At 59.1% G+C, this 16,221-nt stretch carries 15 protein-coding genes and 1 other RNA gene; 11 read left to right on the top strand and 5 right to left on the bottom strand.

From position 1 onward, the window contains the following. Window positions 1-121 precede the first annotated feature (121 nt). Window positions 122-1,795 (top strand): DNA repair protein RecN, encoded by a 1,674-nt coding sequence (gene recN, locus AC1DVE_RS14160; RefSeq protein WP_223454181.1) that lies wholly within the window; start codon window positions 122-124, stop codon window positions 1,793-1,795. A 76-nt stretch (window positions 1,796-1,871) separates the two neighbouring features. On the opposite strand, the gene fur is transcribed toward recN, so the two are convergent. Further along, complete coding sequence (gene fur, locus AC1DVE_RS14165) at window positions 1,872-2,276, bottom strand: ferric iron uptake transcriptional regulator (protein ID WP_003197684.1); 405 nt, start codon at window positions 2,274-2,276, stop codon at window positions 1,872-1,874. Window positions 2,277-2,373: 97 nt separating this feature from the next. On the opposite strand from fur, the gene AC1DVE_RS14170 reads away from it, so the two are divergent. Further along, window positions 2,374-2,901 carry an outer membrane protein assembly factor BamE gene (locus AC1DVE_RS14170; RefSeq protein ID WP_150727496.1) on the top strand — a complete coding sequence of 176 codons (528 nt, stop codon included), beginning with the start codon at window positions 2,374-2,376 and terminating at the stop codon, window positions 2,899-2,901. Between the two features lie 61 nt (window positions 2,902-2,962). Here the strand turns inward: AC1DVE_RS14170 and AC1DVE_RS14175 are convergent, their stop codons facing one another. Genes AC1DVE_RS14175 through AC1DVE_RS14185 form a run of 3 tightly spaced genes read right to left on the bottom strand, consistent with a single transcriptional unit; the run spans window position 2,963 to window position 5,115 of the window. After that, window positions 2,963-3,277 (bottom strand): RnfH family protein, encoded by a 315-nt coding sequence (locus AC1DVE_RS14175; RefSeq protein ID WP_223454183.1) that lies wholly within the window; start codon window positions 3,275-3,277, stop codon window positions 2,963-2,965. Beyond that, entirely contained in the window at window positions 3,270-3,704 is a 435-nt protein-coding gene (locus tag AC1DVE_RS14180) for a type II toxin-antitoxin system RatA family toxin (RefSeq protein WP_007988702.1), read from the bottom strand. Before AC1DVE_RS14180 ends, AC1DVE_RS14175 begins: the two co-directional genes overlap by 8 nt. 7 nt (window positions 3,705-3,711) lie before the next feature. Then, complete coding sequence (locus AC1DVE_RS14185) at window positions 3,712-5,115, bottom strand: sodium-dependent transporter (protein WP_223454185.1); 1,404 nt, start codon at window positions 5,113-5,115, stop codon at window positions 3,712-3,714. 118 nt (window positions 5,116-5,233) lie between these two features. Between AC1DVE_RS14185 and smpB the strand changes: the two genes are divergently transcribed. Continuing rightward, window positions 5,234-5,716, top strand: coding sequence for an SsrA-binding protein SmpB (smpB, locus tag AC1DVE_RS14190; protein WP_223454227.1), 483 nt, complete (start codon window positions 5,234-5,236; stop codon window positions 5,714-5,716). A gap of 154 nt (window positions 5,717-5,870) precedes the next feature. Here the strand turns inward: smpB and AC1DVE_RS14195 are convergent, their stop codons facing one another. Beyond that, window positions 5,871-6,638, bottom strand: a complete 768-nt coding sequence (locus tag AC1DVE_RS14195; RefSeq protein WP_223454187.1) for a GntR family transcriptional regulator — start codon at window positions 6,636-6,638, stop codon at window positions 5,871-5,873. 261 nt (window positions 6,639-6,899) lie between these two features. Between AC1DVE_RS14195 and AC1DVE_RS14200 the strand changes: the two genes are divergently transcribed. The 8 genes from AC1DVE_RS14200 to ssrA all read left to right on the top strand — a co-directional run bounded on the left by AC1DVE_RS14200 (window position 6,900) and on the right by ssrA (window position 16,078). Then, the gene (locus tag AC1DVE_RS14200) at window positions 6,900-8,594 is read left to right on the top strand and encodes a lactate permease LctP family transporter (protein WP_223454189.1); all 1,695 of its coding nucleotides are present in this window, start codon (window positions 6,900-6,902) and stop codon (window positions 8,592-8,594) included. 150 nt (window positions 8,595-8,744) lie between these two features. Continuing rightward, window positions 8,745-9,569 carry a (Fe-S)-binding protein gene (locus AC1DVE_RS14205; RefSeq protein ID WP_223454190.1) on the top strand — a complete coding sequence of 275 codons (825 nt, stop codon included), beginning with the start codon at window positions 8,745-8,747 and terminating at the stop codon, window positions 9,567-9,569. Next, on the top strand, window positions 9,566-11,020 hold the full coding sequence (locus tag AC1DVE_RS14210) for a LutB/LldF family L-lactate oxidation iron-sulfur protein (protein WP_223454192.1): 1,455 nt from the start codon (window positions 9,566-9,568) through the stop codon (window positions 11,018-11,020). Before AC1DVE_RS14205 ends, AC1DVE_RS14210 begins: the two co-directional genes overlap by 4 nt. Further along, window positions 11,020-11,691, top strand: a complete 672-nt coding sequence (locus tag AC1DVE_RS14215) for a LutC/YkgG family protein (protein WP_223454194.1) — start codon at window positions 11,020-11,022, stop codon at window positions 11,689-11,691. The genes AC1DVE_RS14210 and AC1DVE_RS14215 overlap by 1 nt, the downstream gene beginning before the upstream one ends. Further along, window positions 11,688-14,501, top strand: a complete 2,814-nt coding sequence (locus tag AC1DVE_RS14220; protein WP_223454195.1) for an FAD-binding and (Fe-S)-binding domain-containing protein — start codon at window positions 11,688-11,690, stop codon at window positions 14,499-14,501. The genes AC1DVE_RS14215 and AC1DVE_RS14220 overlap by 4 nt, the downstream gene beginning before the upstream one ends. 198 nt (window positions 14,502-14,699) lie before the next feature. Beyond that, complete coding sequence (locus tag AC1DVE_RS14225; RefSeq protein WP_223454197.1) at window positions 14,700-14,975, top strand: hypothetical protein; 276 nt, start codon at window positions 14,700-14,702, stop codon at window positions 14,973-14,975. Between the two features lie 336 nt (window positions 14,976-15,311). Further along, a complete protein-coding gene (locus tag AC1DVE_RS14230; RefSeq protein ID WP_223454199.1) occupies window positions 15,312-15,590 on the top strand; it encodes a hypothetical protein in 279 nt (92 codons plus the stop codon). A gap of 94 nt (window positions 15,591-15,684) precedes the next feature. Beyond that, window positions 15,685-16,078, top strand: a transfer-messenger RNA (tmRNA) gene (gene ssrA / locus AC1DVE_RS14235). The last annotated feature ends 143 nt before the right edge of the window (window positions 16,079-16,221 follow it).

The raw sequence follows: 16,221 nt of genomic DNA on the forward strand, positions 1-16,221 counted from the left end.
GTCATTCCCGGTCGCGATAAGGCTTTCGTCGGACCGAGCGAATCGAGCTAACGAGGGGCATTGTCAGCCAGAAACAAAACACTGTATAAATAACCAGACCTAACACCTGGGAGCGGCCCATATGCTGGTGCACCTGTCCGTACACAACTACGCCATCGTTGAACATCTCGATCTCGAACTCGATCGCGGGATGAGCGTTATCACCGGGGAAACCGGCGCGGGCAAGTCGATCATGCTCGACGCGCTGGGCCTTACCCTGGGCGATCGCGCCGACAGCGGCGTGGTCCGCCCCGGCGCCGACAAAGCCGACATCCTGGCCACCTTCGATCTGGTCGACATTCCGGAAGCCAGCGCCTGGCTGGCCGAACGCGACCTCGAAAACGACGGCCCGTGCATCCTGCGCCGAGTGATCACATCCGAAGGGCGCTCGCGCGGCTACATCAACGGCACGCCCTGCCCGCTTGGCGACCTCAAGGCGCTGGGCGAGCTGCTGATCGACATTCACAGCCAGCACGAGCACCAATCCCTGCTCAAGACCGATACCCACCGTCGCCTGCTCGATGAATATGCCGGCGCGACCGACCTGGCCCGCCAGGTTCAGCTCGCCGCCCAACGCTGGCGCCAGACCCGCCAGGAACTGGAGCGACTCTCCAACTCCGGCGACGAGCAACGCGCCCGCCATCAGTTGCTCAGCTATCAACTCGAAGAACTGGAAAACCTTGGCCTTGGCGACAACGAGCTGGAGCAGCTTGAGCAGGAACACAAGAACCTGACCAACGCCGAGACCTTGCTCGGCATCTGCCGACAAGTCGTCGAGCAATGCAGTGAAAGTGATTCCGGGAATGTACTGAATGCCCTCACCGCCAGCCTCAACCGCCTGTCGAGCGTGAACAGTTCGATCGGTGCGCTGGGCGAAGCCAGCAGCTTGTTGACCAGTGCACAAATCCAGGTTGAAGAGGCCGTTGGTGAACTGAACCGCTTCCTCGACAACTTCGACGCCGATCCGTCGCGCCTTCAATACCTCGAAGAGCGCCTCGACGCGATCTACACCCTGGCGCGCAAACACCGCATCCGGCCGACCGAAGTCGCCGAGATGCAACAGAAACTGCTGGATGAAATCGAAACCCTCAACGCCAACGACGAATCCATCGAGCGGCTAAGCGATGAGCTGTCTTCATACGCTCGCCATTATCAAGAAAAGGCTCGTGAGCTGAGCGATCTGCGTCATCAAGCCTCAAGCAGCCTGGCCAGCGCCGTGGAACTGGAGATCCAGCGCCTGGGCATGCCTGGCGGGCGCTTCACCATTGAGTTGCGCCCAAACAGCAGTGACGAACTGCTGCCGAATGGACTTGAACAGGTTGAATTACTGGTCAGCGCCAACCCGGGCCAACCATTGAAAGCGTTGGCAAAAGTCGCATCCGGAGGCGAACTGTCGCGGATCAGCCTGGCGATTCAGGTCATCACCGCGCAGACATCTCGCGTTCCCACTCTGGTGTTCGACGAAGTGGACGTTGGTATCGGTGGTCCGACTGCAGAAATCGTCGGCCAGTTGCTGCGCAGGCTCGGCGAGCGCGGGCAGGTACTGACCGTGACCCACTTGCCGCAAGTGGCAGCGCAAGGTCATCAGCATCTATTCGTGCATAAAGTGCGCGGCGAAGATGCCACCCGCACGGCCGTTTCCAAATTGAGCAAAAACGACCGCGTCGAAGAAGTCGCACGAATGCTGGGCGGCATCGATCTCACCAAGGAGTCACTGGCTCACGCCAGGAAAATGGTGGTGGGCGCAAAAGCCTGAATAAAGGCAGAAAGCACGAAGGCGACCCTGGGGTCGCCTTCGTTCGTATCGCGAACCTCAAGTTCGCGCGACATGCTTACTTTTTCTTGCGCACGTACAGCACCAGATTGTGATCAACCATCTCGAAGCCATACTTGTCGACGATTGCTTTCTGAAGCCGCTCGATTTCTTCGTCGAAGAATTCGATCACTTCGCTGGTTTCGACGTTGACCATATGGTCGTGATGCTTTCCGTCGTCCAGTTCGAAGACCGCATGGCCTCCGTCGAAGTTGTGCCGCACCACAAGGCCAGCTGCCTCGAACTGGGTCAGAACACGGTAAACCGTGGCCAGACCGACGTCCTCACCAGCCTCCATAAGGGCCTTGTAGACATCCTCGGCACTCATGTGGCGCTGCTCGGCGGAATCGAGCATTTGCAGAATTTTGACCCGTGGCAGGGTCACTTTGAGGCCGGCTTTGCGTAGTTCGCTATTTTCAACCATGGTCAGCTTTCTCGCGATGCTGCTTCGCAGCTTCTCTTAATGCGGGTATGATCGGCGTTTACGTTGTCCCAGCCAAGATAGTGGAAGTCGCCCACCGATGCAAAACACCAAGCTCTTGCTAACCAGTTTCACCTTTGTGGGACTGCTCGCACTCGCCGGTTGTTCATTCCCCGGGGTTTACAAAATCGACATCCAGCAGGGCAATGTCGTCACGCAGGACATGATAGACCAGTTACGCCCGGGAATGACCCGTAAGCAAGTACGGTTTATCATGGGCAACCCTCTGCTCACCGACACGTTCCATGCCGATCGCTGGGATTATCTGTATAGCCTGCAACCGGGTGGCGGTGAACGCCAACAAGAACGCATTAGCGTTATCTTCAACCCAAATGATCAGCTTGTCAGCCTCTCCGGTGATTTCATGCCAGGCGTGAGCCGTGACGAAGCCATTCTCGGCAAGGACAGCGGCACGACAGTGGCTGCCCCGGCAGAAAACGTCGAGAAGCCAAAACCGGAAAAACCGGTCAAGCCAGGTTCGTTGCTGGATCAGATCCAGAAGGACGTCGACGGCGTAGAAGCCGTTCCGGTCCCGACGCCGCAACCGCTGGAAACCTCGCCGCAATAATTTGCGACGCAATAAAAAACCCGGCATGTCCGGGTTTTTTATTGCCTGGTGCTCAAGCCACTCACTGATTCCGCGCTTTGGCCTCGGCAGCTTTTGCCGCGCGCAGTCGGCGCACCTCTTTCGGATCGGCCAGCAGTGGTCGGTAAATCTCGATACGGTCCCCTGCCTGGACAGACCGACGCTCTGGATCGGCTACAACCTTTCCGAAGATCCCCACAGGGCAATTGGCCAGATCCAGCTCCGGAAACTCCTCAGCCACGGCAGACCTGAGCAAGGCTGCCCGCACGCTCGTCCCGACCGGCACCGCCAGCGTCAGTAGCACCTGACGGTCTACGGCCGCGTAGACCACCTCGACTTCAATCATGACCTCAACCATGTATCTGCTTGGCGCGCTGGCAGAATGCATCCACCAGGGTATTGGCCGCCTGGTTGAAAAGTGGCCCCAGAGTGGCGCGAACCAGCGGCCCGGCATAATCGAACGACAGATCAAGACTGATCTTGCAGGCCTTCTCGCCCAGCGGCTTGAACACCCACACGCCATGCAACTGATTGAACGGGCCTTCCTCGAGGTTCATTTCAATCGACTGACCGGGAACCAGGGTGTTGCGCGTCACGAAATGCTGACTGAGGCCACCCTTCGCCACGCCAACGCTCGCCCGCATATGCTCAGGCGAGCTCTCCAGGACTTCGGCCGCCGAGCACCACGGCAGAAACTCCGGATAGCGTGCCACGTCGTTGACCAGGTCATACAGCGCCTGCGCCGGGTACGGCAGCAAGGCCGAACGTGAAATGTGTGTCGTCATGTCAGCGTCACTTCCACAGCTGGGCGGCAAACACTACGAGAATGCCGATGGGCGCCACATAGCGCATCAAGAACAAGGACAGGCCAAACAGCGCAGGGTTACGGATCGACAACTCGTCGCGCACCGCTTCACGCCCCATGATCCAGCCCGCAAACACCACGAAACACAAACCGCCAAGCGGCAACATGAGTCGCGAGGTGAAGAAATCGATCACGCCAAAGAAGTCGAGACCACCGGTTGCTCCCCATTGGTAGAGGTGGAACATCCCGCCTTCGTTCACGAAAAACTTGGCCTCCTTCCAGATATTGAAGGAGAACACCGTACCCAGGCCGACAAACCAGCAGCTGAAAGCCAACCAGAAGGTGACCCAGGCACGACTCACTTTGGTGCGCTCGACCAGGTAGGCCACCATCGGTTCAAGCAGGGAAATCGCCGAACTCCAGGCAGCGACCGCCACCAGCACGAAGAACACCACACCCATCAATTGCCCGAACGCCACGTTACCGAAGGCAAACGGCAAGCTGACGAACATCAGCCCCGGCCCTTCGCTCGGATTCAGGCCCGCTGCGAACACAATCGGAAACAATGCCAGGCCGGCCACCAGGGAAACGAAGGTGTCGAGCAGCGCCACGCCGACGACCGTCCCTGAAATCGACGAGTTCTTTGGCATGTAGGCGCCGTAGATCATGATCGAGCCGACGCCCACGCTCAGGGAAAAGAACGCATGCCCCATCGCGGGCAACAAGCCGTCCAGGACCTTTTCCGGGTGGAAGTCGAACATGAAATGCACGCCTTCCATGAAATGCCCGGTGGTCATGCTGTAGCCCAGCAGCACCAGGATCATCACGAACAGCAGCGGCATCATGATGCGCAAACTGCGTTCAAGCCCTGCAACCACGCCCCTGGCGATCACCACCGCTGACAACAGCATGAAAATCGTGTGCCAAAGTGTCAGGCGCCAAGGATCGGCGATCACATTGCCGAAGTAAGCCCCCACCTGATCCGGCGTCACACCCTGGAAGTCGCCATGCCCCATGTCGATGATGTAATCCAGCGACCAGCCGCCAACCACACTGTAGAAAGACAGGATCAGCAATGCCGTGATCATCCCGGCAAATGCGCCCCAGGACCATTTGGCCGAGTGCCCCGCCTCGACCGCCAGTACCTTCAAGGCATTGGCCGGGCTCTGCCGGGCACGCCGGCCGATCAGGGTTTCCGCCAGCATGACCGGCACGCCGATCAATGCGATACAGGCCAGGAACATCAGCACGAAGGCACCGCCGCCATAGACGCCGACCATGTACGGGAATTTCCAGATACTACCCAGCCCCACGGCCGAACCGGTCGCGGCGAGTATGAAGACCCAGCGGCTAGCCCAACTGCCGTGGACAGAAACCTTGTCTGTCGACATCGTTATCACGCCCAAGCGTTCAAAAAAGAGGCCGCATTGTCCGGGATTCAATCAACCTGCTCAAGCACGTAGCAACCCCATAGCCGACTCTGTTGTAACTCCCTATAATGCCGCCCCTATGGCTAAACAGAAGAAACACCCAACAGGGACCATCGCGCAAAATAAAAAGGCGCGACACGATTACTTCATCGAACATCGGTTCGAGGCTGGTCTGGTCCTGGCCGGCTGGGAAGTAAAAAGTCTGCGGGCAAGCAAGCTGCAGCTGGTTGACAGCTACGTACTGCTCAAGGATGGCGAAGCCTGGCTGCTCGGCAGCCACATTACGCCCCTGACGACCGCCAGTACCCACGTCATCGCGGATCCGGTGCGCACCCGTAAATTGCTGCTCAACCGGCGCGAACTGGAAAAGCTGGCTGCTGCCGTGCAGCAAAAGGGTTACGCCTGCGTGTGCCTGTCCTGGTACTGGAGCAAGCACATGGTCAAGTGCGAGATTGCTCTGGGCAAGGGCAAGAAGGAATACGACAAGCGCGATACCGAGCGCGAACGCGACGCCAGTCGCGAGTTGCAGCGCGCGGTGCGCAACAAGGGCAAGGAAGAGTAATTCTCCTGTCCTGACGCGACTTTGTGGCGAGGGAGCTTGCTCCCGCTGGGGTGCGAAGCACCCCTTCGCTTGACGGCGTCCATCACTATTTCTGCTGACGACTGCTGCGCAGCCGAACGGGAGCGAGCTCCCTCGCCACAATCAAGCTACCGCCTCACATCCCCTTGCGCCGCTCCGCCCGGGCCATGCGCTGCACTTCCTGACGCACTTCTTCCAGCACCTCCTGCACATACAGAATGTGCCGACTGGAAACTTCCCGCGCCTGCTCCGCCCGCCCTTCGATAATCGCCTGATACAACTCCCGGTGCTGCGTGATCAACATGTCGCGGGTTTCGGTGCGCTGCTTGTACATGCCACCGATGTTGGTCACCACGTTGCGCTTGAGCAGGTCGAACAACCCGCGAATGGTGTGCAGTAACACGGCATTGTGGCTGGCCTCGGCGATCGCCAGATGAAATTTGGCGTCCGCCGCACCCTCTTCGGCACGACTCACCTCTTCGTGACGCGAATAACAGTCCTGCAATTCGTTGAATGCCGCGGTCAGCCGCTCGCGATCCACCTCCGTGGCACGCAGCGCCGCGTAGTAGGCGCAAGACGCTTCCAGCGTATGGCGAAACTCCAGCAGATCGCGTTGCGCCTCGGGATTGCTTTCCAGCAGATGCAACAAGGGATCACTGAAGGTGCTACCCAGCGACTCCACCACGTAGTTGCCGCCACCCTGGCGGCTGACTAGCAGGCCCTTGGCGGTCAGCTTCTGAATGGCTTCGCGCAACGAAGGACGTGACACGCCAAATTGCTCGGCCAACGCGCGCTCGGCCGGCAAGCGCTCGCCCGCTTTCAGCGTGCCCTCGAGGATCATGCCCTCAAGCTGCTCGACAATATCGTCTGACAAACGGCGCTGACGAATCTGATCAAACCCCATAACTCGATTACTCCACGATCCGACGGCTCGCCGGGGCTCTATTCTGGCCTATCGGCGCCGTGCCAGCACCTGCCACAACGCATTTGGTCATACCAGACAGACGACCTGCGCACTTTGCATTCGACAAAAGTTTTAGGGCGGCAAATTGACACACCGCCTACAAGGCTTTTACCCTAGCCAACAGCGATTGTAAATTGGTCTTACCAATTATCCAAAAACGCTGATCAGTGCCTGACCAACAACAATTAGGGGCCACCCCATATGCAAACCTGGCAACAGCTCTATACCCCGCTCGGCAGCCTCGGCCTGTCCGCACTCGCCGCCGTCATCCCCATCGTGTTTTTCTTCCTGGCTTTGGCCGTATTCCGCCTCAAAGGGCATGTGGCCGGCAGCATCACCCTGGCTTTGTCGATTCTGGTGGCGATCTTCGCTTTCCAGATGCCGGTCGATATGGCGTTCGCCGCCGCCGGGTATGGCTTCGCTTATGGCCTGTGGCCGATTGCCTGGATCATCGTGGCAGCGGTGTTCCTCTACAAACTGACGGTCAAGAGTGGCCAGTTTGAAGTCATCCGCAGTTCGGTTCTGTCGATCACCGATGACCAGCGCCTGCAGGTCCTGCTGATCGGTTTCTGCTTCGGCGCCTTCCTCGAAGGTGCGGCCGGCTTTGGCGCACCCGTGGCGATTACCGCTGCACTACTGGTAGGTCTTGGCTTCAACCCGCTGTACGCCGCTGGCTTGTGTCTGATCGCCAACACCGCGCCGGTGGCCTTCGGCGCCCTGGGCATTCCGATCATCGTTGCCGGGCAAGTCACCGGCATCGACGCGTTCAAGATCGGCGCCATGACCGGCCGCCAATTGCCGCTGCTGTCGCTGTTCGTGCCGTTCTGGCTGGTGTTCATGATGGACGGCCTGCGCGGCGTGCGGGAAACCTGGCCGGCAGCCCTGGTGGCCGGCTTGAGCTTTGCCGTGACCCAGTACTTCACCTCGAACTTCATCGGCCCGGAACTGCCGGACATCACCTCGGCTCTGGCCAGCCTGATTTCCTTGACCCTGTTCCTGAAAGTCTGGCAACCAAAACGCGCCGCCGGCCAACACATCGTGGGCGCTGTCTCGGCCTCCGTGGTGAGCGCCAGCGTCGGTGGTTTCGGCCAGAAGCGCACAACCGTGGCTTCGCCTTACAGCCTTGGGGAAATTTTCAAGGCCTGGTCGCCGTTCCTGATCCTGACCGTACTGGTCACCATCTGGACCCTGAAGCCGTTCAAGGCGATGTTCGCCGCCGGCGGTTCGATGTACAGCTTCGTATTCAACTTCGCCATCCCGCACCTGGACCAGATGGTAGTCAAGGTCGCACCCATCGTGGCCGCGCCAACCGCCATTCCGGCAGTATTCAAACTGGACCCGATTTCCGCCACTGGCACAGCGATTTTCTTCTCGGCACTGATCTCGATGCTGGTCCTGAAGGTCAATCTCAAAACTGGTCTTACCACTTTTAAAGAGACCTTCTACGAACTGCGTTGGCCAATCCTGTCCATCGGCATGGTGCTGGCGTTTGCCTTCGTCACCAACTACTCGGGCATGTCTTCGACCATGGCCCTGGTACTGGCTGCGACTGGCGCGGCGTTCCCGTTCTTCTCGCCGTTCCTTGGCTGGCTGGGCGTGTTCCTCACCGGTTCCGATACCTCGTCCAACGCCCTGTTCAGCTCGCTGCAAGCGACCACCGCGCATCAGATCGGTGTCAACGACACCTTGCTGGTGGCGGCGAACACCAGCGGCGGCGTGACCGGCAAGATGATCTCGCCACAATCGATCGCCGTGGCTTGTGCCGCGACCGGCCTGGTGGGCAAAGAATCGGATCTGTTCCGCTTCACCCTCAAGCACAGCCTATTCTTTGCAACGATTGTCGGCTTGATCACGTTGGCCCAGGCCTACTGGTTCACCGGCATGCTGGTGCACTGAGGACTACAAGCAACACGATAAAAACCGACGCCGGGCCACGCCCCCGGCGTCCGCTATTCACCCCCCGGTCTGTAAGGCTGCTGAAAGCTTCCGGCTCTATATTCAGCAGCCTCAACAGACGAATAACCGGGACCACCCGGAGACCGCCTGATGAGCGAGCTTTATTACAACGCCGTGCCGAATGCGACCCGTGTCGCCCCGCCACTGCCCGAGCCTCGGCAATACCCCAGCGAGAAACCGTCACGGGTCTACCTGTTCGGGACCTGCGTGGTCGATTTGTTCTACCCGGAAGCCGGGATGGACGCGATCCACCTGCTGGAGCGCGAAGGCATTCGTGTCGAATACCCGCAAGGGCAAAGCTGCTGCGGCCAACCGGCCTACACCTCCGGTTACACCGAACAGGCACGGACCGTGGCGCGCTCACAACTGGCGCTGTTTGCCGGGGATTATCCGGTGGTGGTGCCGTCAGGTTCTTGCGCAGGCATGCTGCGCGAACATTACGCCGACTTGTTCAAGGACGAGCCGGACACGTTGAAACAGGTTCAAGCCCTGGCGGCCAGAACCTACGAACTGGCCGAGTTCCTGTTGTTTGTCTGCAAGGTGCAGCTCAAGGACAGCGGCGAGCCCGTAAAAGTGGCGCTGCACACCTCGTGCTCGGCACGCCGCGAGATGAACACCCACCTGCACGGTCGCGAATTATTGGCGCAGTTGAGCAACGTGGAACGGGTCAATCACGATCACGAAAGTGAATGCTGTGGCTTTGGTGGGACATTCAGCGTCCGTATGCCAGAGATTTCCGGCGCGATGGTGGCTGACAAGACCCGGGCGCTGAAGGAATCCGGCGCACACAAGGTATTGAGTGCCGACTGCGGCTGTTTGATGAACATCAACGGCTCGCTGGAAAAACAGCAGGAAGCGTTGCGCGGCCAACATCTGGCTAGCTTCCTCTGGCAACGTACCGGAGGTGGTCAATGAGCACCTCGACGATTATTCCTACGGTCGCCATAGAAGAAGATTTCCGCACCCGCGCCCACAAAGCGCTGGGTGACGCGCAATTGCGAGGCAACTTTCGCAAGGCGATGGATTCACTAATGACCAAACGGGCAGCGGCGTTCAGCGATGCCCATGAAAGAGAACATTTGCGCGCGCTGGGCAATGCTGTCCGCGCCCGTGCGTTATCCAAGTTGCCCGAGCTGCTCGAACAACTTGAACAGAACCTGACCCGCAACGGTGTGACAGTGCACTGGGCGGAAACGGTGGACGAGGCCAACGGCATCGTCCTCTCGATCATCCGCGCTCACGAGGGGCGGCAAGTGATCAAGGGCAAATCGATGGTCAGCGAAGAGATGGAGATGAACCATTTCCTCGAGGCTCAAGGCATTGAATGCCTGGAGTCCGACATGGGGGAATACATCGTCCAGCTCGACCACGAGAAGCCTTCACACATCATTATGCCGGCGATCCACAAGAATGCCGGTCAGGTCGCGTCCTTGTTCCACGACAAACTTGGGGTGGAATATACCAAGGACGTTGACCAACTCATTCAGATCGGTCGCAAGGTCTTGCGGCAGAAATTCTTCGAAGCGGACATCGGTGTCTCCGGTGTCAACTTCGCCGTGGCCGAAACCGGCACCCTGCTGCTGGTAGAAAACGAAGGCAACGGTCGCATGACCACTACCGTGCCGCCCGTGCATATCGCCGTTACCGGTATCGAAAAGGTTGTGGAAAACCTACGCGATGTGGTGCCGCTGCTGTCGCTGCTGACCCGCTCAGCCCTCGGTATTCCAATCACTACCTACGTCAACATGATCTCCGGCCCGCGCAAGGAACATGAACTCGACGGCCCGCAGGAAGTACACCTGGTACTGCTCGACAACGGCCGCAGCCAGGCCTTTGCCGACAGCGAACTGCGCCAGACCCTGAACTGCATTCGCTGCGGCGCCTGTATGAATCATTGCCCGGTGTATACCCGAATCGGTGGTCACGCCTATGGGGAGGTTTACCCCGGGCCTATCGGAAAAATCATTACCCCGCACATGGTTGGCCTGGCGAAAGTGCCAGATCACCCGAGCGCTTCTTCACTGTGCGGTGCTTGCGGTGAAGTTTGCCCGGTGAAAATCCCGATCCCTGCTTTGCTGCGGCGCCTGCGGGAAGAAAACGTCAAGGCCCCGGACAGCCCCCATCAAGTGATGCGCGGTCAGGGTAGCAAGTATTCGCGCAAGGAGCGGTTCATCTGGAATGCCTGGGCGAAGCTTAATAGCTCGCCGACGCTCTATCGCCTGTTCGGTTTCTTCGCCACCCGTTTGCGCGCCCTCACGCCGAGCAACGTCGGCCCGTGGACGCAAAACCACAGCGCACCGAAACCCGCTGCCCGCTCGCTGCATGACATGGCCCGCGAACATTTGGCCAAACAGGGAGACCGTTGATGAGCGCCAAGCAAAATATCCTCGCCAAACTGCGCAAAAGCCTGACAGGCACCACGCCGGTGGCTGACAACTTCGATGTCGACCTGGTGACCCAGCCTTACACCTACGCTCCTGAGCAGCGCATTGCGCAACTGCGCAAACTGATGGAAGCGGTGCACACGGAAATTCATCTGACGTCCGGCGAAGAGTGGCCGACGCTACTCGCGCACTTGCTGCGGGACCGCCAGTTGCCGAGTCTGCTGATCGCACCGACGACACCCCACGGTCAACGGATCACACAGCACTGGGCGAATAATCCCGGCCTGCCAATGCTCAAGGCCTACGACCGCCCGGTTGAAGAATGGAAAGCCGAGCTGTTCAACGACACCCCGGCGAGCATCACTGGAACCCTCGGCGCCATCGCTGCCACGGGCAGCCTGATTCTCTGGCCGACCCGGGAAGAACCACGCCTGATGAGCCTCGCGCCACCGGTGCATTTCGCCTTGCTCAAGGCCAGTGAAATCCGCGACAACTTCTATCAGGTGCAACAGGAATTCGAATGGGCCCAGGGCATGCCGACCAACGCGCTGCTGGTATCCGGCCCATCGAAGACCGCCGACATCGAACAAGTGCTGGCGTACGGCGCCCACGGTCCGAAGGACCTGGTGGTACTGATCCTGGAGGACCAATGAGTCTACCGGCCGCTTTCCTGCGTGATGCACAGCAACTGATTCCTCAAGAGCGACGTTTCGACGACCCGTTGTCGACCCTGGCCTTCGGCACCGACGCCAGCTTCTATCGCTTGATTCCGCAACTGGTGATCCGCGTCGAGTCCGAAGACGAAGTGGTGGCACTGCTGCAACTGGCGCAACGTGATCAGGTGCCGGTGACCTTCCGCGCCGCCGGCACCAGTTTGTCCGGCCAAGCCATCAGCGACTCGGTGCTGATCGTACTGGGGGATAACTGGAACGGTCGCGAGATCCGCGGCCATGGCACGCAAATCCGCTTGCAACCGGGCGTGATCGGCGCTCAGGCCAACGCCTGGCTGGCACCGTTCGGGCGCAAGATCGGCCCGGACCCAGCCTCGATCAACGCCTGCAAGATCGGCGGCATCGTCGCCAACAATGCCAGCGGCATGTGCTGCGGCACCGCGCAAAACACCTATCACACCCTGGCCGGGATTCGCCTGGTGCTGGCCGACGGCAGTCGTCTCGACACTGAAGATACCGCCAGCCTCGCAGCGTTTCGCCAAAGCCACGCCGCCCTGCTGGAGCGCTTGGCGACCCTGGGCCGCGAGACCCGCGCAAACGCCGAACTGGCTGCGAAAATCCGCCACAAATACCGTCTAAAAAATACCACCGGCCTGTCGCTCAATGCCCTGGTGGATTTCGACGAGCCTGTGGATATCTTGAGCCACTTGCTGGTGGGCTCCGAGGGCACGCTCGGGTTCATCAGTGCCGTGACTTACGACACCGTGATCGACCACCCGAATAAAGCCTCGGCGTTGATCGTCTTCCCGGACGTGGAAACCTGTTGCAACGCAGTGACAGTGCTGAAAAGCCAACCGGTGTCGGCCGTGGAACTGCTGGACCGGCGCAGTCTGCGTTCAGTGCAGGACAAACCCGGCATGCCGGCTTTCGTACAGCATCTGTCGAACAATGCCTGCGCCCTGCTCATCGAATCCCGCGCCGCATCGTCGACATTACTGCACGAGCAACTGGCGCAAATCATGGCTTCACTAAGCCCGTTTCCGGTGGAGAAACAAGTCGACTTCACCGAAGACCCGCAGGAAAACGCCCGTCTCTGGGCCATCCGCAAAGACACCTTCCCGGCCGTAGGCGCAGTGCGCAAGACCGGCACCACGGTGATCATCGAAGACGTCACCTTCCCGGTCGAACAGCTGGCCATCGGCGTCAACCGCCTGATCGAACTGTTCGACAAACATCACTACGACGAAGCGATCCTTTTCGGACACGCGCTGGAAGGCAATCTGCACTTCGTCTTCACCCAAGGCTTCAACAACCCAGAAGAAGTCGCACGCTATCAGGCGTTCATGGACGACGTGGCGCAACTGGTGGCGGTGGAGTTCGGCGGTTCGCTGAAAGCCGAACACGGCACCGGGCGCAACATGGCGCCATTTGTTGAACTGGAATGGGGCAGCGATGCCTACCAGTTGATGTGGCAGCTCAAACGACTGCTCGACCCCAACGGCATTCTCAACCCGGACGTGGTGCTCAGCGTAGATCCACAGATCCACCTCAAGCACCTCAAGCCCTTGCCTGCCGCTGACGAGATTGTGGACAAGTGCATCGAATGCGGCTTCTGCGAACCGGTCTGCCCGTCGAAAGGCCTGACCCTGAGCCCGCGCCAGCGCATCGTGATCTGGCGCGACATTCAGGCGAAGAAACGCGCGGGCATCGATACGTCCGAACTCGAAGCCGCCTACGACTATCAAGGTATCGATACCTGCGCCGCCACCGGCCTCTGCGCGCAACGTTGCCCGGTCGGCATCAATACCGGCGAGCTGGTGAAAAAGCTGCGTAGCCGGAAGGCGACGCATACGAAAACCGCCAACTGGCTTGAAGGACATTTCGCCACGGCACTGCAAGGTGCGCGCTTCACCCTGCACGTGGCCAATGGCGCGCGGATGTTGCTGGGGGCACCAAGATTGGCGAAATTGTCGGCGACGTTGACGCGCCTGTCCAAGGGTCAGGTCCCGCAGTGGACCAACGCGATGCCGCAACCGGAAAAAGCCATTCGCTTCAGTCCGGCGGTGACGGACGCGCGCCCGCGCGTGGTCTATCTTGCGGCCTGTGTATCCCGCGCCATGGGGCCGGCGGCGGGCGACACGGAGCAAATGTCGCTGCACGACAAGACCCGTGGCCTGCTGGAAAAGGCCGGCTATCAAGTGGTGTTCCCGGACAACCTGGACAGCCTTTGCTGTGGTCAGCCGTTCGCCTCCAAAGGCTATGTCGAACAAGCCGAGCACAAACGACAGGAACTGATCGGCGCCCTGCTGCACGCCAGCCGCGGCGGTCTCGACCCGATCTACTGCGACACCAGCCCCTGCACCTTGCGCCTGGTTCAAGACCTCGGTGAAGTCCGTCTGGACCTGTACGACCCTGTGCGGTTCATCCGCACACACTTGATGGATCGCCTGACGTTCACGCCACAGGACGCACCGATTGCCGTGCACGTGACGTGCAGTACGCAGCACCTCGGGGAAAGCCAGGCGCTGATCGATCTGGCGCGCAAGTGCAGCAAAACCGTGGTGATTCCCGAAGGCATTCACTGCTGTGGCTTCGCTGGCGACAAGGGTTTCACCACGCCGGAGTTGAACGCCCATTCGCTGCGCACGCTCAAGGACGCGGTGCAGCAGTGCAGCGAGGGGATATCGACCAGCCGCACCTGTGAGATCGGTCTGACGCAACATGGCGGCATTGACTACCACGGACTAGTCTATCTGGTGGACCGCGTTACCCAGGCTAGGGTGCCCTCATAGCAGGATCTATAGGAAGGTGCATAGACGTGCATTCCTTAACGCTACTTGCCGGAATCGACAGCTCTACAGTAGAAAAGCAGAACCCTGACGTGCCGCCGCAGTCCACTGATCAAGTCCCGCTAATGTGGGACCTCCTAAAACTCGGTAGACCGTTTTGATGGCCAGCAATGCCTGGTCCTTCAGTCCAAGGAGATACACATGAATCGTTCTGTGCTGTTAGGTTTGTTCGTTGTTGCTTCCATGATGGCTTCCACTTCGTTTGCGGCCGAAAAAGACCAATGCGCGGTCAACCTGCAAACCATCGAAAACGGCAAGGCACAGATTCCCGGGGAAATGCTTGACCAGGTGGAGGCCTCCATCAAGAAAGCCAAAGCCGACCAGGCAAAAGGCACCAAGGCAGGTATTGATGATTGCATCGCCGAGACCAACCAAACCATTATGGACGTCACGAACGCGCACAAAGGCGGGAAATAACGCTCAGCTCAGGGCCAGCCTTCGGGCTGGCCTTCCCGGCCTTGTTGGCGTACATCAACAACCGTGTACTGGCAGCCGGGAGTTCAAAGCCCGGCAGCATCCGATACGAAGCAAACCAAAACCCGCCAATTGCGGGTTTTGTTGCATCCGGGGTCTGGAAATGTGTAACCGTCCGCATCGCTGGAAAAGCTCGACACCTTTTCTGAAAAAACCGAATTCTTGCGTTGAATCGTAGTCTTTGAGGTAGGCCACATCAGATCGTGGCTGATTTTTCGGGCTCGGCTTGGCCGTCCGCCAATACGGCAGCATCGAGACCATCAGCTCAAGGAGATATCCATGAAACGTACCGCACTCGCTGGTCTGTTCATTTCTGCTGCAATGTTGGCCTCTCCTGTATTTGCAGCGGACAACAACCTTTGTACGAGCAAGTTGCAAGAGCTCAAAGGCAGAGTGAATGCACTGCCGGCGAGCTCTGGAAACACCACGATGGAGATCAAAAGACTGATGTCCAGCGCCGAAGCCTCACAAGCCTCCGGAGACGACAAAAAATGCGTCACCGAAGCCACCCAGGCATTGGCACTCGCTGACAAACAGAGCAACGAACCCAACCCATGATCTGTGGTGGCCAACCTTCGGGTTGGCCTTCCGGCTCGCGTTGGCGTACACTGTACAGGCTTGTTGCTCACTTGATTCAAAGAGCACCAGGCTCGGGGCCGTTTAGGATTCGACGCCGGTTGCGAAACTTTAGGTGCATGCCGAGTTGGTAACAGAACTCGTAAATCCACTGTTGCAACTTCCTATAGTTGCCAATGACGAAACCTACGGGGAATACGCTCTCGCTGCGTAAGCAGCCTTAGCCCTTCCCTCCTGGTACCTTCGGGTCCAGCAATCATCAGGGGATGTCTGTAAACCCAAAATGATTGTCATATAGAACAGAATCGCCGTGCAGTACGTTGTGGACGAAGCGGCTAAAACTTACACAACTCGCCCAAAGCACCCTGCCCGTCGGGTCGCTGAGGGTTAACTTAATAGACACGGCTACGCATGTAGTACCGACAGCGGAGTACTGGCGGACGGGGGTTCAAATCCCCCCGGCTCCACCACTTCATCATCTAAAGACGTCCACGGGCGTCTTTTTTTGTGCCTGAAATCCAGTGAAATCAAGGGTTTAAGCACTACTGGGCTCTGCAGAGGTTTTTTGAGTTCCAGCCGTTTGGGTATTCCAAATGGTATTCCAAGCCTTCCG

Source organism: Pseudomonas sp. P4_B4 (assembly GCF_056402255.1).